This is a genomic window from Ruegeria sp. AH3 (assembly GCF_056536265.1).
In genome coordinates this window covers 444,994-466,683 of the sequence record NZ_JBQFJL010000001.1, presented here as the reverse complement: position 1 = coordinate 466,683, position 21,690 = coordinate 444,994, and the positions used below count along the sequence as shown (strand labels likewise).

Sequence of the window (21,690 nt, the reverse complement as noted above, 5' to 3'; positions counted from 1 at the left end):
CCCGATGGCGCGACCTTTCCCTCCGATGCAGACCGTCTCAACCGGGTTGGTTGTGGCCATTGTCGGGTTCTTCAGTTCGTTCCCCATCGTCCTGCAAGGGCTGGGCGCCATGGGGGCTTCGCCTACGCAAGCAGCGTCGGGCCTGATGAGCGCAGCAATTGCCATGGGGCTTGCGGCCATCGTCCTCAGCCTGCGGTATAAAATGCCAATCAGCGTCGCGTGGTCTACGCCAGGGGCCGCATTGCTGGCGGTGTCTGCCGCCCCGGTCGAGGGGTTTTCAGGCGCGACCGGAGCGTTCCTATGCGCCGGAGCTCTGACCGTGCTGGCGGGGCTGTGGAAGCCCCTTGGGCGGCTGGCTGCTGCAATCCCAACATCGCTGGCGCAGGCGATGCTGGCTGGGGTGTTGTTGCCGCTCTGCCTTGTGCCCTTCAAAGCTGCGGTTGAAATTCCATGGCAGGCGCTGCCGGTGATCCTGACATGGTTCATCGCGGGTCGCTTCAACCGGTTGTTCGCGGTCCCGGCAGCCGTGGTCGCCGCGGCCGTCGTGGTGTCTCTGAACGCAGGAGATACGCAACTGATGCCGGACCGACTGATCGCGGCTCCGATCTGGACCACGCCGTCCTTCTCAGCCGCGTCCGCCATCGGCATCGGCGTTCCGCTGTTCATCGTCACCATGGCAACGCAGAATATCCCCGGCGTCGCAGTGATGCGCAGCTTTGGCTTTGCCCCCGTTCCCGGCAAGCTGTTTTCATCCGTCGGTGGCGCGAGCCTGCTTTCGGCCCCGTTCGGCGCCCCCGCGACCTGTCTGGCCGCCATCACGGCCGCGATGTGTTCCAACGAGGACAGCCATCCCGACCCTGCGCAGCGATACTGGTCTGCGATCATGGGCGGTGTGTTCTACTGCCTGTTTGGCGTCTTTGCCGTGGCGATCACCAGCTTTGCCGCCCATGCTGATCCGATGTTGATGGGCACTCTGGCCGGGGTTGCACTGATCGGCGTAATGGCCAATTCGATGCATGCCGCGCTGGATGTGCCTGCTGAGCGTGAAGCGGCCATTCTGACGCTGGCCATCACCGCGTCCGGCATCACGGTCTTTGGGCTGGGTGCTGCGGTCTGGGGGCTTCTGGCCGGTGGCATCGCGCATCTTGTGACAAGCAGAATGCGTTGATCCCTTTCGCCTTGTCGCCGTAATCGGTATGATGCGCACATGTTCGGGTCGCTTGGAAAACTGGTGGAACGCCAGATCAAAAAGGCGCAGGCCGAGGGCCAGTTACAGGGTCTTGAAGGCGAAGGTGAGCCCCTGCCCGACCGCTCATCCGAAGCTCAGGGCGATCCCGCTATTGCAGCGGGTCATCGGATCATGGCGCAGGCTGGGGTGTTGCCCGAGGAGTTCAACATCAAGAAAGAGCTGGACGCGGCACGGCAGGACTATGCAGCGCTGACCGATCCCGCGGACAGAAAAGCCGCCATGGCCCGCATCGCCGAGCTGGAGATGCGGTACAATATGGCCCGCGACGCGCGGCGCAGTTTTATGCGCTGATTATTTGAACTCGGGCTTGCGGCCCTGCATCTGGGCCGTGATGACCTCGATCTGATCCGGCTTTCCGATAAGCTCCACCTGTTCGGCGGATTCCTCGATCAGAACCTCAGCGCGGGATTTGCTTTCGGCCACTTCGATCAGGCGCTTGGCCGCGCGGATGGCCGAGGGGCTTTTACCAGCAATATCCTCGGCCAGAGCAAGCGCTTCGGTCAGAGGGTCGTCGGAAAGTTTTGTCACCAGCCCCCAATCCGCCGCCTGTGGCGCGCCGATGGGACGGGCCGTGTAAGTCAGCAGACGCAGCACGTCTGAACGCACAAGCTGGGGCAGCAGAACCATGCCACCCATGTCGGGGATGATGCCCCATTTCATCTCCATCACCGCCAGCTTGGCTTCGGGATGCGCAATGCGGATATCTGCGCCCAGCGCGATCTGAAGACCTCCGCCATAGGCGACGCCCTGAATGGCACAGATCACCGGAACCGGAACGCGCCGCCAGGTCAGGGCGAGCTCCTGCATCTCGTTGGCGTCCTCGTGGCTGCGGGTCATCAGCCATTCGGTTGGATCGGTATGTGCCATGCTGGCAAAGCTGGCCATGTCGAGTCCGGCGCAGAAGCTTTTACCTTCGCCCGACAGCACCACGGCGCGGATATCGGCGGCGGCGACCTCTTGTCCTGCCGAAAGGATCGCCTTGATCATCGCATCATCCAGCGCGTTCATCTTGTCGCCGCGGGTCAGCGTGACATGGGCGATGTGGTCTTTGTATTCGACGGATACGCGGGACATGGGACCTCCGGGGTGTTCTTTGTTGCGGCAACCATGCCAGCTCGGGACGGTCGGCGCCACTGCGACGTCAGGGCATATCGGAGAGTGGCATCCGGCCAAACCACGGAGAATCCAGCGTCATCACATAGAACTGGTCGTCGACAACTTGCCCGCTGGTGGTAATGCCCAACCGTCCGTCCGGGTCCTGCAGCGTCCGCAGGATGGTTCCGTCGCCGTCGAACTGCACCAACATACCGCGGTGAATCGGCGCAGGGCGCACCATCGGGCCCAGCCGCCAGATCACCTTGCGCAGGAAGGGATAAGGCATCAGCGCCTCGGATGGCACGCGCGGGCTGGCGAAGGCCATCCAATAGGTGCCATCGCCCTGCGCTTTGATGTTGTCGGGATAGCCCGGCAGGTTATCGAGTAAAACCTCCTGCGTTCCGACCTTCGGGCCGGAGAGCCAGAGTTTGTGTACCCGCGCCCGTCCCGTTTCGGCGATCAGCAGGAAATCTTCGTCCGGCGAAAGGGCGATACCGTTGGTATAAACAAATCCCTCGGCGATCTTCTCGACGCTGCCGTCGGGAGAATATCGCGCGACGTAGCCGGTCGGAGATTGCTCCCAAATGGTCATGACCGAGGTGGGTTTGGTGCCGCCCATCGTTTCAGGATCGAAGCGGTCCGAAGAGTTCGAAAAATAAACCATGCCATCCTGCGCCACATCGAGGTTGTTGGCATAAATCATGGGCGCTCCGTCGATCTCGGAGGCCAGCGTCTCCAGCGTTCCTGGTCCGGACCAGCGCATCAGACCGCGAAAGCTGTCAGCAATGTAGAGCGCACCATCCGGTCCTGCACGCAGACCCAGAGGGCGACCGTCGAGTTGATCGACCTGGGTCGGCTGATCCCCGTCGATGCGATAAAGAGCGCCAGACAGGCTGGTGGTGTAGACCGCACCACCGGGCAGGATCGCAATATCTTCGGGGCCGATCTCTCCGTCCGGGAGGGAGATCAGCTGCGCTTTATCGAGATGGGTGTTCTCAGCAAAATCACCAGTGAAACCGGGCGGCTTGGGCATCTCATGCGCGACGGGATCAACAGGGACCGGCCAGAACGACAGATAAGCAAGACCGATCAGGACAAGCCCCAGTAGAAAACGCATGCCACCTCCGAACCATGGTTGCGGACACCCTGACGGTGATTGCGACAGGGTGCAAGGCTTGCCCCTCTGCAGAGGTTGCGCTTATCTGCGGCCATGACTGGTCCTCGTTTTACCCCGCTTGCGCAATCCCTGCCCGCTACCGTGCCTTTTGTCGGCCCCGAAACGCAGGAGCGCCAGCGTGGCGCGCCTTTCGTTGCCCGGATCGGCGCGAATGAGAGCGTGTTTGGCCCCTCACCTCGTGCCATTGAGGCGATGCAACGGGCGGCGGGAGAGGTCTGGATGTATGGCGATCCCGAGAACTTTGACCTACGCCATGCACTGGCGGCGCATCATGGCGTCACGCCCGAGAATATCGTGGTTGGGGAAGGTATTGATGGGTTGCTGGGCTATCTGGTGCGGCTGCTGGTCGGGTCGGGCGATACAGTCGTGACCTCGGACGGGGCTTATCCCACATTCAACTATCACGTGGCGGGGTTCGGAGGGATTTTGCACACGGTTCCCTATCGCGACGATCACGAGGACCCGGCGGCCTTGTTCGCCAAAGCGGCAGAGATGGGCGCAAAGCTGGTTTATCTGGCCAACCCGGATAACCCGATGGGAACCTGGCATTCAGGGGCGGCTATCGTTGCCGCGATGGAGGCGCTGCCCGACGGCTGCTTGCTGGTCCTTGACGAGGCTTATGTGGAATGCGCGCCCGAAGGCACCGCCGCGCCCGTTGCTGCAGACGATCCGCGTGTGATCCGGATGCGGACCTTTTCCAAAGTCTATGGCATGGCCGGGGCGCGGGTGGGTTACGCCATCGGTGCGCCGGAGTTGATTGCGGGCTTTAACAAAGTGCGCAATCACTTTGGCATGAATCGCGCCGCGCAGGCCGGAGCATTGGCGGCGTTGGAAGATGGCGATTGGCTAGTGCAAGTTCAGACGCAGATTGCCGAAGCGCGCGACCGGATCGGACAAATTGCGCGAGAGAACGGGCTGGAGCCTATAAGTTCTGCCACGAATTTCGTGGCGATCGATTGCGGGCGCGATGGGGTGTTTGCCAAGGCTGTTCTGGACTCGCTGGTCGAACAGCGTGTGTTCGTGCGGATGCCGTTCGCGGCACCTCAGAACCGGTGTATTCGGGTGAGTTGCGGGGGGGAGACTGAGATGTCGGCCTTTGAAGCTGCTTTGCCTGTGGCTTTGGCGAAGGCCCGGGCCGTGTAGGGGGGCTGTCTGCCCCCCATCGCGCCATGGCGCGATCCCCCCGAAGATATTTATGGCCAGATGAAGATGCGGATCAGCTCTGGTCGGCGAGTGCTGCTGCAGCGGCTTCGAGGGCGCCTTTGCCGCGGGGAATATCGAGCGCGGCCATGGCGGTTTCGATACCACCAAGCATGGCCATGATCATTTGCGCGTTTACATGGCCCATATGGCCGAGCCGGAAACAGCCGTCCCAATCCTCCATCCCCAGACCGATGCCCAGAGTCAGGCCGAGCTGGTTTTCAGTGTAGTTCCGCAGCAGCGTACCACGTCCTTCGGTCAGGCGCAGGGCGGTGACCGCGTGGCTGCGATGCGCTGGGTCGGTGACATTGAATTGAAGCGCTCCGCCTTGCGTCCAGATCTCGCAAGCGGCCCAGATGGCTTTGGCAAGGTGTTCGTGGCGGGCCCAGACATGTTCCAAGCCTTCGCCATGGATCAGATCGAGTGCTGCGCGCAAACCATAGAGGTGGTGAGTTGGCGCGGTGCCGTTGAAATACTGGTAGAACAGATCGGGGTTGGCGCGGGGCTGCCAGTCCCAGTATTGCGAGACGCGGGGCATGGAGGCCCGTTTGGCCTGTGCTTTGTCGTTGAAAAAGACAAAGCCGGTACCTGCCGGGGTCATCAGCCCCTTTTGGCAGGCGGTGACCGTGACATCGACGCCCCAGGCATCCATCTCGAACCGGTCGCAACCCATCGAGGCGATGCAATCCACCATCAGCAAAGCGGGGTGATCAAGATCGTCGAGCAAGGCGCGCAGAGCCGGGATATTGTTCCGGATCGACGTGGACGTGTCGACATGAACCGCGAGCACCGCTTTGATTTTGTGGCTGGTATCAGCACGCAGAGCTTCGGCGATACGGTCGAGATCCCAGGGTGAGGACATGCCGAAATCGATCAACTCGATCTTTGCGCCGATCCCCTCGGCCATCTCTGCCCAGCCATGGGTGAAGCGGCCCGAGGCTGGAGCGAGCACAGTTTCGCCCGGGGCGATGACGTTGGAAAGCGCGGCCTCCCACGTGCCGTGGCCGTTGGCGATGTAGATGGCGACGTTATGTTGGGTCCCGGCCACACGCTTCAGATCACGTGTCAGCGCGGGCATCATCTCGATCAGTTCGCCGTCATAGATATTGGGCGACGGGCGGTGCATGGCTTGCAGCACCGCGTCGGGCATGACCGAAGGGCCGGGAATGGCCAGATACTCGCGCCCATGCGCGAGGGAGAGCTGGTTTGTCATGAGGGCAACCTGTTTGAATTGAGGCCTACCCTAGCGTTTCGCCCTGTGGCGTCAATCCGTCAGGCTTGCCGCCTCGCGCGCAAGTGTTTCGATCCCGGCCCAATCGCCGTTTTGAACCATCTGTTTGGGCGCAACCCAGCTGCCGCCTGCGCAGACAACATTCGATAGCGACAAGTAATCGAGGGCGTTTGAGGGCGACACGCCACCTGTGGGACAGAAGGCGATCTGCGGCAGGGGTGCGCCGATGGCTTTCAGGGCGGGTGCCCCGCCGGAGGCTTCGGCGGGGAAGAATTTCAGCATGTCATAGCCCTTTTCCAGTAGAGCCATGGCTTCACTTGCGGTGGCCGCACCGGGGAGAAGAGGCAAGCCTTCGGCTTCGCAGGCGGCGATCAGGGCATCAGTTGCACCGGGGGAAACGCCGAATTGTGCACCGGCCTCTTTGGCGGCGCGGACGTCCTCGGGGGTGATCAGCGTGCCTGCACCAACAACGCCGCCAGGGACGTCGGCCATAGCACGGATCGCGTCGAGCGCGGCGGGGGTGCGCAAAGTGACTTCAAGCGCGGGAAGGCCTCCGGCGACCAGAGCTTCGGCCAGCGGGCGGGCGTGGGCGGCGTCATCCACGACCAGAACCGGGACGATCGGGGCCAGCGCGCAGATCTCGCGGGTGCGTTGAGTTTTGGACATGGGTTCAAACTCCGAAAATGCTGGCGCCGGTGTCGGCTGAGCCGACATTCTGACGGAAGGCGCTGAAGAGGTCACGGCCAACGCCGTGTTGGTTTGCGGTGAGATCTGCAGTGGCCGGGGTGCGGTCGAGAACGCCGGGGGTGAGGATTTCAAGCTCGCCTTTGACGGCATCGACGCGCAGGAGATCTCCATCCTGCAGATAGGCGATGGCCCCGCCGTCCAGCGCCTCGGGGCAGACATGGATGGCGGCGGGCACCTTGCCAGATGCGCCGGACATACGACCATCGGTGACCAGCGCGACCTTTTGGCCCCGGCCCTGCAGGATCGACAGGATTGGTGTCAGGGAATGTAATTCGGGCATGCCATTGGCCTTGGGGCCTTGGAAGCGAACGACGACGATGACGTCATCGGTGAACTCTCCGGCTTTGAAGGCAGCCTTCACGGCGTTCTGATCATGGAACACACGCACGGGTGCTTCGACCACTTGGTGTTCTGGCGCCACGGCCGAGACCTTCATGACGCCGGTGCCCAGATTACCGGTCAAGCGCGAGAGGCCGCCCGTGGGTTGGAACGGATCGTTGGCGGGACGGACGATCTTTTCGTTCAGGCTGTGGCCTGCGCCGTCTTCCCAGACCAGTTCGCCGTTCTTAAGCTTGGGTTCCTTGGTGTAGTTGTGCAGGCCCTGCCCCGCAACGGTGAGCGTATCGGGGTGCAGCAATCCTTCCTCAAGCAGCGTGCCGATGGCAAAGCCCAAGCCCCCGGCAGCGTGGAAGTGGTTTACGTCGGCCAGACCGTTCGGATAAACCCGCGCGACCAGAGGGACCACAGCGGAGATGTCGGAAAAATCCTCCCAATCCAGCACGATACCCCCGGCCCGCGCCATGGCGATCAGGTGGATCAGCAGGTTGGTGGACCCTCCGGTAGCCATCAGGCCGACGATGCCGTTGACAAAAGCGCGCTCGTCGAGGATCTGGCAGACGGGCGTGTAGTGATTGCCCAGCGCGCTGAGCGACAGGGCGCGACGGGCGCCTTCCTCGGTCAGGGCGTCGCGCAGAGGCGTATTCGGGTTAATAAAGCTGGACCCTGGCAGGTGCAGGCCCATGAATTCCATCAGCATCTGGTTGGTGTTGGCAGTGCCGTAGAAGGTGCAGGTGCCGGGGCCATGATAGGCGGCCATTTCGGCCTTCATCAGCTCTTCGCGGCCCACTTCACCGGCAGCGAATTTCTGGCGGACCTTTGCCTTTTCGTCGTTCGGCAAGCCGCTGGTCATCGGGCCGGCTGGCAGGAAGACGGCGGGCAGATGGCCAAAGGCCTGAGCGCCAATAATCAAGCCGGGGACGATCTTGTCGCAGACGCCCAGAAACACCGCTGCGTCATAGGTGTTGTGGCTGAGCGCAACACCCGTCGCCAAGGCAATCACGTCGCGTGAGAACAGAGACAGCTCCATTCCTGCCTCGCCTTGGGTCACGCCGTCGCACATGGCCGGAACGCCGCCCGCGACCTGCGCGGTGCCGCCCGCCACGCGGATCGCATCGCGGATCAAGGCGGGATAGCGTTCGAAAGGCTGGTGGGCAGAGAGCATGTCGTTATAGGCGGTGACGATTCCGAGGTTTCCCGCAGTGCCGGTTGCCATGGAATCCTGGTCCTCACCAGCACCCGCATAGGCATGGGCCTGGCCACTGCAGGACAGATGCGCGCGGGCTGGGCCTTTGGATTTGGCCTGCTCCATCCGTTCCAAATGCGGGCCGCGCAGATCGGCGCTGCGGTCGATGATGCGTTTGGTGACGTCGGATATGACTGTGTTGACCATGATTACCCTCCGATCTGACGCCAGCGGCGCCCATCGCGATGCATCAGCATCAATGCCTCTTCGGGGCCGGAACTGCCCTGATCATATTTCGCAGGCTTGTCGCCACGCTCTTCCCAGCCGTGAATGATGGGATCGACCCAGGCCCAGGCGGCCTCGGCCTCATCACCGCGCATGAACAGGGTCTGATCACCGCGGATCACGTCCATTATCAGGCGTTCATAGGCGTCAGGCGATTGTGAGTGGTCGCCCAGCGCATCAGCAAAGCTCATGTCGAGCGCCACGTCGGACAGGCGGAAGCCGCCCTGCCCCGGTTCCTTGATGGTCGTGCGGAGGGTGATGCCTTCGTCTGGTTGCAGGCGGATCACCAGCACATTGCCATGCAGAGGCCCGACATTCGGAAAAATCGTATGCGGCGGATCGCGGAAGAACACGGCGATCTCGGATTCCCGAGCCCGCAGGCGCTTACCGGTGCGCAGGTAAAACGGCACCCCGGCCCAGCGCCAGTTGCCGATATGCGCCTTCAGCGCGATGAAGCTTTCGGTGCGGCTGGCGGGGTTGCCGACGTGATCCAGATAGCCATCGCCCCCTTTTTCGGTGCGGTACTGGCCACGAGCGATATCCTTGGGTTCCACCGGCTCCAGCGCTTCGATGACCTTCACCTTCTCATCGCGTACCGCGTTGGGCGAGAATTTCGAGGGCGGCTCCATCGCCGTCAGGCACAGCAGTTGCACCAGATGGTTCTGGATCATGTCACGCATCGCACCGGATTGATCGTAGTACGCGCCGCGCCCTTCGACACCCACGGTCTCGGCCACGGTGATCTGAACGTGATCGACATGGGTCGCGTTCCAGAGCGGTTCGAACAGCGAATTGGCAAAGCGCAGGGCCATCAGGTTCTGCACGGTTTCCTTGCCCAGATAATGGTCGATCCGATAGATTTGATGCTCTTCGAAACAGGCGCGCAGGCCCCCATTCAGCGCCTTGGCCGAGGCCAGATCATGGCCGAAGGGTTTTTCAACCACGATCCGGCTGTCAGGCGTGGCCAGCCCGTGATCGTTCAGCCGTTGCGCGATGCCAGAAAAAAGGCTTGGCCCCACGGACAGGTAAAAGGCGCGCACGACATCCGGGCGCAGTGCCTTGGCCAGATCAGGCCAGCCCGCATCCCCCAACGCATCCACCGGAACATAGTCAACACGCGACAGGAAACGATCCAGAGTGTCTTTGTCGTATTTCGGGGCGAATTCATCCATCGACACGCGCAGTTGGGCGCGAAACCCGTCGCTGTCGACCTCGGACCGCGCGGTACCGATGATGCGCGCATCTTCGGGCATCTGCCCGACCGCGAACCGATGATAGAGCCCCGGCAGGATCTTGCGTTGCGCCAGATCACCCGTCGCGCCGAACAGCACGAGGTCAAACGGATCTACCGGAATTACGCGTGAAACCATGGTCCGCTTCCTTTCGAATTCCCCACCCTGCTATCTAGGGCTTCAGCCGGGATGTGAGGCGTGGATACGCTCCAATCTATGTTATCGCTAACATTTACCGGCTGGATACGGAAACCGGACACGAAAATCAAGCCCGGAATTGTCCTTGTGCTGTCAGGGCCATCACGATTGCGACCGCAACCAGTCCATCACCGACGGGCGCACGGATTGCTCGCCACGGTGCCGAGCATCGGCGATGATCTTGCGAACATCCTGCAGGTTCGACCGCAAAAGCAGGCTTTTGACCGGCCCGATTGAGGCCGGGCGCATCGACAGGGTTCGGATACCCATCGCCGCCAGACACAGTGCTTCGACCGGACGCCCGGCGTCTTCGCCGCAGAAGCTGAGCGGCGTGTCCGAGATGTTGCAACGCTCAACAATGCGTTCGATGAAGCTGAGGAAGCTGACATTCAGCGTATCATAGCGGCGGCGCACCAGTTCGTTTTCGCGGTCGGCGGCGAAGAAAAACTGCTTCAGATCGTTGCCGCCGATCGAGATGAAATCGACCTCGTCAAAGAACTTTTGCGGCGCAAATGCCAGCGATGGGGTTTCCAGCATCGCACCGACCTCAAGCGATTCCGGCAAGGCATGGCCCAGCCGCTTTTCACGCTCGATGGTCTTGTTGACCTCCCACCGGGCTTCGCGGAACTCATCGGCCTGCGCCACAAATGGGAACATGACCGTCAACGGACGCCCGTTGGCCGCGCGCAACAGCGCCTGCAATTGCATCCGCATCACGCCGCGCTTGTCGAGGCCAACCCGGATCGCACGCCAGCCCAATGCCGGGTTCGGCTCGGCCACGTGCTTCATATAGGGCAGCACCTTGTCCGAACCGATGTCCAGCGTACGGAACACTACGCGTTTCTCACCCGCGGCATCCAGAACGCGCTGATACTGGGTCACAAGTTCGGACCGTTTCGGCATCTGGTTGCGGATCAGGAATTGCAGTTCGGTCCGGAACAGACCAACACCCTCGGCGCCGGAATTACCAAGCGATGGCAGATCGGCCATTAGACCCGCATTCATCACCATGTTGATACGCGCGCCATCCTGCGTGACCGTGGGCGTTTCGCGGATCGAGGCATATCGCTCCTGCGCCTTGGCCTGCATCGCGATCTTGTCGCGGAAGGCGCTGACGACCGTATCTTCGGGGCGCAGATGAACAACGCCATTGTCGCCATCCACAAGAATATGGTCACCGTTCAACGCCTCGGTCGTGATCCGGCCCACATGCACCACCAGCGGGATCGCCAATGCGCGGGCAACGATGGTGGCATGGCTGCCGACCGAGCCTTCCTCAAGCACGATACCCTTGAGCGAGCGGCCATATTCCAGCAGGTCACCGGGACCGATATTGCGGGCGATCAGAATCGGATCGGGCGGCAGGTCTGCGCCATTGGTGGCCCCCTGCCCGGTCAGGATCCGCAGCAAACGGTTGCTGAGATCATCCAGATCCGCCAGCCGTTCGCGCAAATAGGGATCGGTCACCTGCCCCATGCGGGCGCGGGCCTGGGATTGCTCTTTCTCAACCGCAGCCTCAGCGCTGAGGCCCAGGGCAATATCCTCTTCCATCCGGCGCATCCAGCCTTTGGAATTGGCGAACATCCGATAGGCTTCGAGCACCTGCAGCTGCTCGGTATCGCCGCCCTGAGATATTTCGAGCATCTTGTCGACACCGACGCGCAGTTCTTCGACCGCCTCGGATAGGCGCTCGCGTTCGCGGTGCGGATCGTCCGCAATCGGGTTGGTAATGACAACGCGGGGTTCATGCAGCCAGACATGGCCTTCGGCAGACCCTTCCTGCGCCGGGCCACCTTCCAGCTGTACAGATTGCTGGTGTAGCGGCGACAGGGCCGCGCCTTCGCCCACGAAAGCGCCCAGTTCGGCCATCTCGGCCAGAACCATGGCGACTACTTCCAGAGCGTAAACCTCATCCGCCGAAAACTCACGCGCCTCGCGGGACTGGACCACCAGAACGCCCAGTTTCTGACCCAGCCGCTGCACCGGCACGCCAAGGAACGACGAGAACCGTTCTTCTCCGGTTTCTGGCATGTAGCGGAAACCTTTGGCCGAGGGCGCATCGGCGGCATTCACCACCTTGCCGGACTTGGCGACGCGACCCACCAGCCCCTCGCCCATCCGCATCCGGGTCTTGTGCACCGCTTCGGGCGACAGACCTTCGGTGGCGCAAAGTTCAAGCGTCTCCTCATCCCGGAACAGATAGATCGAGCAGACCTCTGCCCGGATACTGTCGGCAATCAACTGCGTGATCCGGTCAAGGCGTTCCTGACCGGCGGCCTCGCTGGCCATCTCCTCGCGTAACCGCCCGAGCAGCTTGCGGGATTCTGTTTCCGTACCGTCCGCCATGGCCCAACCGTTTTATGGTGTCAGGCGTGACCCTTGGCTGAAACGCTCAGGCCGCCTTGTCCAGTTCAAACGCATCATGCAGCGCCTGAACCGCAAGTTCCATGTATTTCCTGTCGATCAACACGGAAATTTTGATCTCGGAGGTTGTGATGACCTTGATGTTGATCCCTTCATCCGAGAGGATTTTGAACATCTTCGCCGCAACACCGGATTGCGAGCGCATGCCGATCCCCACGACCGAGACCTTGCAGACGTCTTCGTCCGCAACCAGTTCGGCATAGTTCAGCTCACCCTGTTCCTTGATCGCCAGCAACGCTTTTTCAGCGCGGGTCACCTGATTGGTGGGGCATGAGAAGGTCATGTCCGTGCGCCCTTCGTCCGAGATGTTCTGGACGATCATGTCGACGTTGACGCCTTCATCGCTGAGCGCGGTAAAGATGATCGAGGCGATGCCCGGGCGGTCGGCCACGGATACGACGGTCATCTTGGCTTCGTCGCGGGAATAGGCCACACCGGCCACAACATTGGATTCCATGATATCCTCCTCGTCGCAGACCAGTGTACCGGCCTCGTCGGATTGTTCTTCAAAACTTGAGAGAACGCGCAGTTTCACCTTATAACGCATCGCCAGCTCGACCGAGCGGGTTTGCAGCACCTTGGCCCCCAGCGAGGCCAGTTCGAGCATTTCCTCGAACGAAATCCGGTCCAGCTTGCGCGCCTTTTCGCAGATGCGCGGGTCAGTGGTATAGACGCCGTCTACGTCCGTGTAGATATCGCAGCGCTCGGCCTCAAACGCGGCGGCAAAGGCCACCGCCGTGGTGTCCGAACCACCCCGGCCCAGCGTGGTGATGCGTCCTTCGGGGCTGATGCCCTGAAAGCCTGCGACCACCGCGACACGCATGCCTTCGCCGAACTTCTGATTGATGTTTTCAGGCGGGATCTCTTCGATCCGGGCTGCCGAATGCGCGCCATTGGTGATCAGCGGCACTTGCCAGCCCTGCCAGCTGCGCGCCGGGATATCCATTTCCTGCAAGGTCAATGCCATCAGACCCGCGGTGACATTCTCGCCCGAGGACACCACGGCATCATATTCACGCGCGTCATAAAGCGGTGAGATCTCGTCAACCCAACCGACCAACTCATTGGTTTTACCCGACATGGCCGAGACGATGACGATGACGTCATACCCCTTGGCAACCTCAACACCCACGCGCTTGGCAGCGCGGCGGATACGGTCAAGATTAGCGACCGAGGTGCCGCCGAATTTCATCACAAGTACGGGCATGGGGGCAAAAGTCTCCGCGCCAGGGATTTCTGATCCCGTGCCTCTTATGCGAGGGGGGACGCAAGGGCAAGGGCGCAAAGAAGTTTCACCTGCGGCGCAGGGCCGCTTTACATTGCAGCCTGCCGGTGCCAGCCTGCCGGCATCTGTTCGACCATGAGGATTTCCATGTATCGTTTTGCCGCCGCCCTGACCCTGATCTCAACCGCTGCCCACGCGCAGGTCGCGACCCTGTCGGGCACCGATGGCGAGAATTCGCTGGGTACCGTGCCCTGCGCCGCACTTTCGGGCGAGCCGATGGGCAGCTGCCCCGCCGAATTGCGCAAGCGTGAAGATGGAACCGCGACGCTGGCCGTTCAGTTGAAAACCGGAGAGGTACGGCGGATCTACTTTACAAACGGAATACCTGATTCCAGCAGCTCGACCGCGAAGCTGACCTATGAGACGCCGGATGACATCATGGTGATCTTCATCGAACCCGGTGAGGTCTACGAAATTCCCAAGGCAGCATTGGCCAATCAATAGGGATGCGCGCGACCGTCCCAGGTTTCGAAACAGCCTGTGGTCTCAATCGATAGCGCATCAAACCGTTCGAGCAGGCCCTTGGCGGACTGATCGACGGTGATATCTGCGGCATTCGTGCCCATATCTGTCTGGACCCAACCAGGGTGGTAAATGCCGACCGCGATGCCATCACCGCGCAGGTCGGTCGCCAAATTGCGCCCCAGATTCAGCGCAGCGGCTTTGGAAGCCCGATAGATGTAACTGCCCCCCGGCGCGTGGGTGTGCGACGCCATCTGAGACGACAAAATCGCGATTCTGCCCTTTGCTGCACGCAGATTGGGCAGCAAAGACTGAATGGTCAGAAACACGCCGGTCACATTGGCTGAGAAAGTCTGGTCCCACATCTCTGCCGGGTAGCCGTCCAGATCATGGCCTTTGTCCAGATAGACGCCTGCGTTGCAGACCAGCAGATCGACGGGCTGGTCCCGCAATTGTTCAGACATTGCCTGCTGTTGCGCCGGGTCAGAGACATCCAGCCGAACCTCGGCACTGCCGTCGCGGGCCGTGCCGGTAACAGCGTGACCATTGGCACGATATTGTTCTGCAAGGGTTTTTCCGATCCCACGCCCTGCGCCTGTAATCACGATATGCATTGATCAGTTGGTCTTTCGCGAGGGGACAAAAGGCAGGGGAGCCACCGGCACACCGTCTTCGACCAATGCGCGGGCTTCCTCGGGCTTGGCTTCGCCATAGATCGCACGTTCAGGCGCGTCGCCCAGATGTATCTTGCGGGCTTCCTTGGCGAAATCCTGACCGACGTAATCCGAATTCTCTTCGACCTTGCGGCGCAATTCGGACAGAACCTGTTCGACGTCAGGCGACGGGGTAGACATGCTGATCTGATCAGAGTCCGGGCTGGTCGGAACCTGTTCGGCAACCGCCGTGCGCGCAGGCCGGACCCGCGGCGTCATGATCGCCTTTTCCACGTTCTTGCAGCCACAAACAGCGCAGGTGACCATCCCGGCAGCCGACAGTTTGTCGTAAGCGGCTGCGGACTGAAACCAGCTGTCAAAGCTGTGGCCGTTGCTACATTTCAATGCGTATTGAATCATCACAGGTCCAGAATACGGTTGCCGAATAGATACCGACCAACATGGCAAGATCAAGACTTGATATTGCCTCTATTGCGCGAGATGTCCGAATCCCCGCAAGAGTGAAGCCAGTTCAGGCGACCCCACCCGCTGTGCAGCCTTTTTGGGCGACAGCCATTTGCGCCTGCGTTCTCCGGCCTCGGGGAAATGTGTCGCCATCTGCCGCACATGCAGCGGAAACACATCAACCAGACACAACGCCGACGCCTTGTTGGGCCTGTTCTTGACATAGGCGAAACGCCCAAGCCTCTCGGTGCCGCAAACGCCCAGCACACCAGCCTCTTCCCAGGCCTCGCGGGCGGCTGTCTGTGACGGGCTGATCCCGTTGATCAACCACCCTTTGGGAATGATCCAACGCCGCGCCCTGCGTGTCGTTACCAGCAATATCTGAGGCTGGCCCGCATCGACCCGGTAACACAAGGCCGCCGCCTGAGAGTAGATCGGCAGCGCCCCGGAAAGCGAGAGGCTTTCGGTCGAAAGCCCGTCTGTCGTCGCGCGACTGCGCCCATCAAACACGGTCCATACTCACTGCTCGCTCCGCTTATGTTGCGGTTTATACAGTGAAAAATACCACATACGGGGACATAAGCCAAGCTCTTTGCGCGGCTTGCCTCAGGCAGTCATGCGCCCCGAAAGACGTCTCACCAGATCATCATGCGGGATATCCGCGTCGATTGCCAAACGCCGCAGCCCAAAATGGACATGCGCGATCTGCTGATAATACCGCGTGTAAATGAAGTTCGTGCCCCCTCCGGCCAGCGCGCCCAAAAGCGGAACAGACTGAGCCGCAAGTTTCTGCCCAAGAACAACGGACAGACGCGGCGCCACCATGGCAATCAGGCGTTGCATAGCAGGGCCAGTCAGCGTCAGACGCATCGAAAAGAACCCCAGATCAGCGCCATCATCCTTCTCTAGCGGCCCGGCGGCGGACAGCACCCGGATCGAGTCGAATTTCACATTCTCGGCCGTCGGATCAAATCCTTCCCGCGCCGCAGCGCCCTGTATCGCACGCAGGATCATCGCCGTGGTGGCGGGCAACTCGATCAAGGCAGTCGACACGCCCCCAAGGCCCCCGGCGGCACCCATCGCCGTAGTCAACGCCGTATTGATCCAAGGTTTTTGATCCGGCACGGCACGACGCGAGCCCTCGGCGGCATGCATCGCAAGCCAAAGCGCCTGCTCGGTGGCCTCGGTCAGGCCAAGCCGCACCGGTTCGGGCAGCTGTTCCAGCAAAGACTCCGCCGATCCGCCCAGCTTGTTCAATAAAGTAACCCCGGAGCCTCCGGCAGAGGCATAAAGCTGCGCCAAGCGGTCAAGCTCGGCCTCGGGATCAAGTTTTTCGACAAGAACTACGTCCTGCATCAGTGCCCTCCTGTCTTAAAAACATCGGCACTTTGCAGAGGCTTTTCAATAGCTCAATGGCTCCAACGAGTGACAAGCCCTTGAATTCCAGACCAAACCCCGGGGTTGAGCTCCAGCCCTAGTACCCGCTCCGGGTTTGTAGGCGGCGGCATCTCAACACCTGTGAGCCGAGAGAAACCAAACCGCGCATAATAGGGTGCATCGCCCACCAGCATGACGCGATCCCAGCCTTTGGCGCGCCCGGCCTCGACACCCTGATGGATCAGATAACCGCCCAGCCCCTCCCCCTGATGGGTCGGATGCACGGCGACAGGGCCCAGCAATAACGCGTCGTGTTCACCCACATGCACAGGCCAGAACCGGATTGCGCCCGCCAGAATACCCTGCCCGTCGCGTGCGACCTGCGAAAGGCCCGCGACAGGCGGCACATCATCGCGCAAACGGTAGGATGACAGCGCCTCGCGCCCGGGCGCAAAGCACAGGTCATAAAGGGCCTCGACCTCCCACCAATCATCCGGCGCCTCCGGCCTGATCCTGAATTGCTGCACGCGCGCCCTCTTTTCCTTGCTGGAATTCGCCCTAGCACTTCGATACGCCTTGGGCAAATGCTTGGAGACCTTGATGTTCTATCGCCCCGAAGACGGCCACGGCCTGCCGCACAACCCTTTCAACGCCATCATAACGCCCCGTCCGATCGGCTGGATATCGACGCGCGATGCTGAAGGGATCAATAACCTGGCCCCCTATTCCTTCTTCAACGGGGTCGCCTATACACCGCCGCAGGTGATGTTTGCCTCAACCGGCACGAAACACGATCAGAATGGCGGCAAGGACAGTATCGCCAATATCGAGGCCACGGGCGTATTCTGTGTCAACATCGTGGCGCACGCGCATCGCGACGCCATGAATGCCAGCTCGGAAGGTCTGCCGAAGCATATCGATGAGTTCGCCCATGCAGGGCTGACACCGGTTGAATGTGAAACCATCAGTTGCGCGCGGGTTGCAGGGGCACCCGCGGCGCTGGAATGCAAGCTCACGCAGATCGTCACGCTTCCCGGTGAGGCCAACCGGGTGGTGTTCGGAGAGGTCACCGGCGTGCATCTGCACGACGATCACATCATCGATGGCAAGTTTGACGTCACCTCGTTCAACCCCGTCGCCAGATTGGGCTATCGGGATTATTCAGTTGTGACGCAATTGTTCTCGCTCAACCGTCCCGACGATTGAAAGGTTGGAAATGGGGGCTCTGCCCCCGCCGCCCCTCGGGCGTCTCCCCCGAGATATTTATAGCCAGATGAAGCGGGGGATCCGTTCTTCATCTGGCCCCAAAATATCTCGGAGCGCGAGGCAGAGCCTCGCAAAATATCATCAATGGCCGCCCAAAATGCCGGTTCGGACAGAATAATCAACAGCCAGTTCGTAATCCGGGTCGTCATCGCTGTCGACCATCAGGTGGCCGGCCTTGTTCAGCAGCTTATGACAGTCGCGGCTCAGGTGCCGCAGCATGACGCGCTTACCGGCCGCCTCGTATTTGGCGGCAATATTCTCGATGGCCTGAAGGGCGGATTGGTCGACCACGCGGCTGGCTGCAAAGTCGATGATCACGGTTTCAGGGTCATTGGGTACGTCAAACAGTTCCACAAACCCTTCGGACGAGCCAAAGAACAGCGGACCCTGGATTTCGTAAACCTTTGCGCCCTCTTCGGTAGCGGAGTCCCGAGTGACGGCGTGGATGCGTTTGGCGTTGTTCCATGCATAGGCCAGGGCCGAGACAATCACACCAACCACAACGGCGACAGCAAGGTCTTCCATCACCGTCACCACAGTCACCAGTACGATCACGAACGCGTCTGTCAGAGGCACTTTGCGCAGGATATTCAGAGAGTTCCAGGCGAAGGTTCCGATCACAACCATGAACATCACACCCACCAGCGCGGCCAGCGGGATCTGTTCGATCAGGGATGACCCAACGAGGATGAACAGCAGCAGGAATAGCGCCGCAGCGATGCCTGCGATACGCGTGCGCCCGCCCGATTTCACGTTGATCATCGACTGACCGATCATCGCGCAGCCGCCCATGCCTCCGAAGAAGCCGGTAACCACATTGGCGGTGCCCTGCGCGATGCACTCCTGCGAGGCACCTCCGCGTTTGTTGGTAATCTCACCCACGAGGTTCAGGGTCAGCAGGGATTCGATCAGGCCAATGGCAGCGAGGATCAGGGCATAGGGCAGGATGATTTCGAAAGTTTCCCAGTTCAGCGGCACCATCGGGATGTGGAAACTTGGCAAGCCACCCTCGATCGAGGCCAGATCGCCAACGCGCGGAACGTCCAGCCCGACGCCGATGACCAATGCGGCCACGACCACAATGCCAGCCAGAGGCGCTGGGATGATGCGGGTGATGCGGGGCATGACCCAGATCACTGCCATGGTCAGCGCGACCAGACCCAGCATGGTATAAAGCTGCATGCCCGAGAGCCATTCTCCGCCGCCCATACCGTGGCCCGTGTTTTCCATGGTGCCGGGGACTTTGAACTGACCCAACTGCGCCAGAAAGATTACAATCGCCAGGCCGTTCACAAAGCCCAGCATCACCGGATGCGGAACAAGGCGTATGAAGCGGCCCCAATGCATCGCCCCCGCGATGATCTGCATGATCCCCATCAGCACTACAGTCGCGAACAGGTATTCGACCCCGTGCTGCGCGACCAGAGCGACCATGACCACGGCCAGCGCGCCGGTTGCGCCTGAGATCATGCCCGGACGACCACCAATCAGCGCCGTGATCAGGCCCACCAGAAAGGCGGCATACAGGCCGACCAGCGGGTGCACCCCAGCGACAAAGGCAAAAGCCACGGCTTCGGGTACGAGCGCCAGAGCAACGGTAAGACCTGACAGCAGCTCGATCCGCAGGCGGGAGAAGGTCAGCCCTTCGTCAGGCACCCAGCGCAGATCGGGTATGGCTAGGCGATTGGCAAAGCTTGCCAGCAAGGCTCGGGGCATGGATCAGTCCTGTCGGTCGGTTATGTTCGCGCGAAAGGGGCCTTCTAGCGGCCAAAAGCATCTTGAGATACTGCGTCTGGCGGGACCCAGACATGCGCCAGACGCATAGCTTGCACGAAATACGCGCAAACCGTTGAAGCCACTTGTCAAAAACGGCTGTGGCCCGCAGAACTCTGTCAGCAGGAATTTTCAATGGAGAACGATTGTGACCCAAACAAAAATCGCCGTCATCGGAGGATCGGGCATCTATGACATCGATGGTCTGGAAAATGCCGAATGGGTTACGGTGGAAACGCCTTGGGGCGCGCCGTCGGATCAGATCCTGACTGGATCACTGGGCGGGGTTGAGATGGCGTTCCTGCCGCGTCATGGGCGTGGCCATGTGCACTCCCCTACCGAGGTGCCTTATCGCGCCAATATCGACGCGCTGAAGCGGTTGGGGATGACGGATGTGATCTCGGTCTCGGCCTGCGGATCGTTTCGCGAACATATGGCACCGGGCGATTTCGTGATCGTGGATCAGTTCATCGACCGGACCTTTGCGCGGGAAAAGAGCTTTTTTGGAACCGGCTGCGTTGCACATGTCAGCGTGGCGCATCCCACCTGCCCGCGCCTGTCTGATGCCTGTGAGACTGCGGGCAAGGCCGCCGGCATTACCATCCATCGCGGTGGCACTTATCTGGCGATGGAGGGGCCGCAGTTTTCCTCGCTGGCGGAATCCAAGATGTATCGCGAGCAATGGGGGTGTGACGTGATCGGCATGACGAACATGCCCGAAGCGAAGTTGGCCCGCGAAGCCGAGCTTTGTTATGCCTCAATCGCCATGGTCACCGACTATGACAGTTGGCACCCGGATCACGGCGAGGTCGACGTGGCCGCCATCATCGCCACGCTGACCGGCAATGCCGAGAAAGGCCGGGCGCTGGTCAAGGGCCTGCCCGCCTTACTGGGGGCCAAGCGTGAGCCCTGCCCGCATGGCTGTGACCGGGCATTGGAATATGCCATCCTGACCGCCCCTGAAAAACGCGACCCGGCTTTGCTGGCCAAGCTGGATGCGGTGGCTGGGCGGGTGCTCTAACCTCAGTTTTGCGATAGGGTTTGCTGTACGTTATCCCACAGGCCATGTGACCAGAGGTCGTTATGGGTGCCGCCGGGGATCACATAAAGCTGCGCGGTGTCGGACATCTCGGCCAGGGCTTGTCCGTGGTGCAGAGGGATGGTCTCGTCCATGGTGCCATGGAAGATCAGCGTTGGCACTGTGATCTTTTCGATCAGATTGCGCGTTGCAAATTGATCTTTCATCAGCGCTGAGACCGGCAGCAGCGGGTAACGTTCAGCCGCGACGTCGACGGTTGCGGTGAACGGAGCCTCAAGTATTAACAATTCTGCGCCGGGCCGTTGCTGGGCTACGGCAGCAGCGATGCCGGTGCCGAGGCTCTGACCATGCAGGACCACTTTCTCGCCTTCTCCGATCAGCCTATCGTAAAGCTGAATACCGTCAGAGATCAGAGCCAGTTCAAAGGGTTCGCCCTCGCTACCCGGAAATCCGCGATAGCTGGGCGCAAGCAGTCCGTATCCTGAGTTGAGGATCTCACGCAGCCGGTCGGCCCGGTCGCCCAGATTGCCGCTTTGACCGTGGAAGAACAGAACCGTCGGCGCATCAGCGATTGCAGCAGGAGCAGCCCAGACAGTCAGCACGGTGCCATCGGCCATTGGCAGCGACAACGCATCGACATCCGCCAACCCGACAGAAGCCGGATCAGGCAACTCGCCATCGGGCTTGTATAGCAGCGATTGCTGGTTGAAATACATATAGCCAAGGACAGAGGCATAGATAACGGCCCCGGCCAGCAGGAGGCCAAGCAAAACGCGTTTCGCGCGCCCGACACCGAAATGGACGTTGCCCAATCTCGCATCTGAATACTGCGTCTCTGCCATCGCCTCTTCCTTTGGGTTGCACTGCGAGTCTGGGGGCTCATAGGGAGGTTTCAAGATATATGAATCAAGCTTCATCCAGTCTTAAGCCTATTGCGCTGGTGTCAGAACACCCGGCTATTGCGCTCGTAAAAGGTTGAATTGGCCTCATGCCTTGCCATGTTGATGCTG

Annotated in this window: 21 protein-coding genes; 6 read left to right on the top strand and 15 right to left on the bottom strand. The window is 60.9% G+C overall.

Features of this window, described 5'->3' with window-relative positions:
* Positions 1-4: 4 nt before the first annotated feature.
* On the top strand, positions 5-1,168 hold the full coding sequence (locus tag ACR3EM_RS02260) for a benzoate/H(+) symporter BenE family transporter (protein ID WP_480469198.1): 1,164 nt from the start codon (positions 5-7) through the stop codon (positions 1,166-1,168).
* Between the two features lie 39 nt (positions 1,169-1,207).
* On the top strand, positions 1,208-1,540 hold the full coding sequence (locus ACR3EM_RS02255; RefSeq protein WP_480469197.1) for a DnaJ family domain-containing protein: 333 nt from the start codon (positions 1,208-1,210) through the stop codon (positions 1,538-1,540).
* Here ACR3EM_RS02255 and ACR3EM_RS02250 read toward each other — a convergent pair whose 3' ends face one another.
* Both ACR3EM_RS02250 and ACR3EM_RS02245 read right to left on the bottom strand, forming a co-directional pair.
* Positions 1,541-2,323 carry a crotonase/enoyl-CoA hydratase family protein gene (locus tag ACR3EM_RS02250; RefSeq protein WP_480469196.1) on the bottom strand — a complete coding sequence of 261 codons (783 nt, stop codon included), beginning with the start codon at positions 2,321-2,323 and terminating at the stop codon, positions 1,541-1,543. It abuts the gene before it with no gap.
* A 67-nt stretch (positions 2,324-2,390) separates the two neighbouring features.
* Positions 2,391-3,461: an SMP-30/gluconolactonase/LRE family protein gene (locus tag ACR3EM_RS02245; protein ID WP_480469195.1), complete on the bottom strand. Its 1,071-nt coding sequence runs from the start codon at positions 3,459-3,461 to the stop codon at positions 2,391-2,393.
* Positions 3,462-3,554: 93 nt separating this feature from the next.
* Between ACR3EM_RS02245 and ACR3EM_RS02240 the strand changes: the two genes are divergently transcribed.
* On the top strand, positions 3,555-4,664 hold the full coding sequence (locus tag ACR3EM_RS02240; RefSeq protein WP_480469194.1) for a pyridoxal phosphate-dependent aminotransferase: 1,110 nt from the start codon (positions 3,555-3,557) through the stop codon (positions 4,662-4,664).
* A 73-nt stretch (positions 4,665-4,737) separates the two neighbouring features.
* On the opposite strand, the gene ACR3EM_RS02235 is transcribed toward ACR3EM_RS02240, so the two are convergent.
* From ACR3EM_RS02235 to ACR3EM_RS02210, 6 genes are all read right to left on the bottom strand, one after another.
* Positions 4,738-5,934, bottom strand: a complete 1,197-nt coding sequence (locus ACR3EM_RS02235) for a pyridoxal-phosphate-dependent aminotransferase family protein (RefSeq protein WP_480469193.1) — start codon at positions 5,932-5,934, stop codon at positions 4,738-4,740.
* A 51-nt stretch (positions 5,935-5,985) separates the two neighbouring features.
* The gene (locus ACR3EM_RS02230) at positions 5,986-6,618 is read right to left on the bottom strand and encodes a bifunctional 4-hydroxy-2-oxoglutarate aldolase/2-dehydro-3-deoxy-phosphogluconate aldolase (RefSeq protein WP_480469192.1); all 633 of its coding nucleotides are present in this window, start codon (positions 6,616-6,618) and stop codon (positions 5,986-5,988) included.
* 4 nt (positions 6,619-6,622) lie between these two features.
* Positions 6,623-8,428, bottom strand: coding sequence for a phosphogluconate dehydratase (gene edd / locus ACR3EM_RS02225; RefSeq protein ID WP_480469191.1), 1,806 nt, complete (start codon positions 8,426-8,428; stop codon positions 6,623-6,625).
* A gap of 2 nt (positions 8,429-8,430) precedes the next feature.
* Entirely contained in the window at positions 8,431-9,876 is a 1,446-nt protein-coding gene (zwf, locus tag ACR3EM_RS02220; RefSeq protein ID WP_480469190.1) for a glucose-6-phosphate dehydrogenase, read from the bottom strand.
* A gap of 162 nt (positions 9,877-10,038) precedes the next feature.
* Entirely contained in the window at positions 10,039-12,282 is a 2,244-nt protein-coding gene (gene ptsP / locus ACR3EM_RS02215) for a phosphoenolpyruvate--protein phosphotransferase (RefSeq protein WP_480469189.1), read from the bottom strand.
* Between the two features lie 46 nt (positions 12,283-12,328).
* On the bottom strand, positions 12,329-13,567 hold the full coding sequence (locus ACR3EM_RS02210; protein ID WP_480469188.1) for an aspartate kinase: 1,239 nt from the start codon (positions 13,565-13,567) through the stop codon (positions 12,329-12,331).
* 165 nt (positions 13,568-13,732) lie between these two features.
* Here ACR3EM_RS02210 and ACR3EM_RS02205 point away from each other — a divergent pair, with 165 nt between their 5' ends.
* Positions 13,733-14,089: a hypothetical protein gene (locus ACR3EM_RS02205; RefSeq protein ID WP_480469187.1), complete on the top strand. Its 357-nt coding sequence runs from the start codon at positions 13,733-13,735 to the stop codon at positions 14,087-14,089.
* On the opposite strand, the gene ACR3EM_RS02200 is transcribed toward ACR3EM_RS02205, so the two are convergent.
* From ACR3EM_RS02200 to ACR3EM_RS02180, 5 genes are all read right to left on the bottom strand, one after another.
* On the bottom strand, positions 14,083-14,721 hold the full coding sequence (locus ACR3EM_RS02200; protein ID WP_480469186.1) for an SDR family NAD(P)-dependent oxidoreductase: 639 nt from the start codon (positions 14,719-14,721) through the stop codon (positions 14,083-14,085). The genes ACR3EM_RS02205 and ACR3EM_RS02200 overlap by 7 nt on opposite strands.
* A gap of 3 nt (positions 14,722-14,724) precedes the next feature.
* Positions 14,725-15,180 (bottom strand): DUF1178 family protein, encoded by a 456-nt coding sequence (locus ACR3EM_RS02195; protein ID WP_480469185.1) that lies wholly within the window; start codon positions 15,178-15,180, stop codon positions 14,725-14,727.
* Between the two features lie 69 nt (positions 15,181-15,249).
* Entirely contained in the window at positions 15,250-15,735 is a 486-nt protein-coding gene (locus ACR3EM_RS02190; RefSeq protein ID WP_480469184.1) for an NUDIX hydrolase, read from the bottom strand.
* Positions 15,736-15,831: 96 nt separating this feature from the next.
* Positions 15,832-16,581 carry an EcsC family protein gene (locus tag ACR3EM_RS02185; protein ID WP_480469183.1) on the bottom strand — a complete coding sequence of 250 codons (750 nt, stop codon included), beginning with the start codon at positions 16,579-16,581 and terminating at the stop codon, positions 15,832-15,834.
* Positions 16,582-16,634: 53 nt separating this feature from the next.
* Positions 16,635-17,129 carry a GNAT family N-acetyltransferase gene (locus ACR3EM_RS02180; RefSeq protein WP_480469182.1) on the bottom strand — a complete coding sequence of 165 codons (495 nt, stop codon included), beginning with the start codon at positions 17,127-17,129 and terminating at the stop codon, positions 16,635-16,637.
* Positions 17,130-17,202: 73 nt separating this feature from the next.
* Between ACR3EM_RS02180 and ACR3EM_RS02175 the strand changes: the two genes are divergently transcribed.
* The gene (locus tag ACR3EM_RS02175) at positions 17,203-17,808 is read left to right on the top strand and encodes a flavin reductase family protein (protein WP_480469181.1); all 606 of its coding nucleotides are present in this window, start codon (positions 17,203-17,205) and stop codon (positions 17,806-17,808) included.
* Between the two features lie 141 nt (positions 17,809-17,949).
* Here the strand turns inward: ACR3EM_RS02175 and ACR3EM_RS02170 are convergent, their stop codons facing one another.
* A complete protein-coding gene (locus tag ACR3EM_RS02170; RefSeq protein ID WP_480469180.1) occupies positions 17,950-19,584 on the bottom strand; it encodes a SulP family inorganic anion transporter in 1,635 nt (544 codons plus the stop codon).
* A gap of 205 nt (positions 19,585-19,789) precedes the next feature.
* On the opposite strand from ACR3EM_RS02170, the gene ACR3EM_RS02165 reads away from it, so the two are divergent.
* The gene (locus tag ACR3EM_RS02165) at positions 19,790-20,662 is read left to right on the top strand and encodes an S-methyl-5'-thioadenosine phosphorylase (protein WP_480469179.1); all 873 of its coding nucleotides are present in this window, start codon (positions 19,790-19,792) and stop codon (positions 20,660-20,662) included.
* A gap of 2 nt (positions 20,663-20,664) precedes the next feature.
* On the opposite strand, the gene ACR3EM_RS02160 is transcribed toward ACR3EM_RS02165, so the two are convergent.
* A complete protein-coding gene (locus tag ACR3EM_RS02160; RefSeq protein ID WP_480469178.1) occupies positions 20,665-21,522 on the bottom strand; it encodes an alpha/beta hydrolase in 858 nt (285 codons plus the stop codon).
* Positions 21,523-21,690 lie beyond the last annotated feature (168 nt).

Bases quoted from the DNA above. Each gene is read 5' to 3' on its own strand.
- ACR3EM_RS02260 (WP_480469198.1), top strand. From the start codon at position 5: ATGGCGCGACCTTTCCCTCCGATGCAGACCGTCTCAACCGGGTTGGTT.
- ACR3EM_RS02255 (WP_480469197.1), top strand. From the start codon at position 1,208: ATGTTCGGGTCGCTTGGAAAACTGGTGGAACGCCAGATCAAAAAGGCG.
- ACR3EM_RS02250 (WP_480469196.1), bottom strand. From the start codon at position 2,323: ATGTCCCGCGTATCCGTCGAATACAAAGACCACATCGCCCATGTCACG.
- ACR3EM_RS02245 (WP_480469195.1), bottom strand. From the start codon at position 3,461: ATGCGTTTTCTACTGGGGCTTGTCCTGATCGGTCTTGCTTATCTGTCG.
- ACR3EM_RS02240 (WP_480469194.1), top strand. From the start codon at position 3,555: ATGACTGGTCCTCGTTTTACCCCGCTTGCGCAATCCCTGCCCGCTACC.
- ACR3EM_RS02235 (WP_480469193.1), bottom strand. From the start codon at position 5,934: ATGACAAACCAGCTCTCCCTCGCGCATGGGCGCGAGTATCTGGCCATT.
- ACR3EM_RS02230 (WP_480469192.1), bottom strand. From the start codon at position 6,618: ATGTCCAAAACTCAACGCACCCGCGAGATCTGCGCGCTGGCCCCGATC.
- edd (WP_480469191.1), bottom strand. From the start codon at position 8,428: ATGGTCAACACAGTCATATCCGACGTCACCAAACGCATCATCGACCGC.
- zwf (WP_480469190.1), bottom strand. From the start codon at position 9,876: ATGGTTTCACGCGTAATTCCGGTAGATCCGTTTGACCTCGTGCTGTTC.
- ptsP (WP_480469189.1), bottom strand. From the start codon at position 12,282: ATGGCGGACGGTACGGAAACAGAATCCCGCAAGCTGCTCGGGCGGTTA.
- ACR3EM_RS02210 (WP_480469188.1), bottom strand. From the start codon at position 13,567: ATGCCCGTACTTGTGATGAAATTCGGCGGCACCTCGGTCGCTAATCTT.
- ACR3EM_RS02205 (WP_480469187.1), top strand. From the start codon at position 13,733: ATGTATCGTTTTGCCGCCGCCCTGACCCTGATCTCAACCGCTGCCCAC.
- ACR3EM_RS02200 (WP_480469186.1), bottom strand. From the start codon at position 14,721: ATGCATATCGTGATTACAGGCGCAGGGCGTGGGATCGGAAAAACCCTT.
- ACR3EM_RS02195 (WP_480469185.1), bottom strand. From the start codon at position 15,180: ATGATTCAATACGCATTGAAATGTAGCAACGGCCACAGCTTTGACAGC.
- ACR3EM_RS02185 (WP_480469183.1), bottom strand. From the start codon at position 16,581: ATGCAGGACGTAGTTCTTGTCGAAAAACTTGATCCCGAGGCCGAGCTT.
- ACR3EM_RS02175 (WP_480469181.1), top strand. From the start codon at position 17,203: ATGTTCTATCGCCCCGAAGACGGCCACGGCCTGCCGCACAACCCTTTC.
- ACR3EM_RS02170 (WP_480469180.1), bottom strand. From the start codon at position 19,584: ATGCCCCGAGCCTTGCTGGCAAGCTTTGCCAATCGCCTAGCCATACCC.
- ACR3EM_RS02160 (WP_480469178.1), bottom strand. From the start codon at position 21,522: ATGGCAGAGACGCAGTATTCAGATGCGAGATTGGGCAACGTCCATTTC.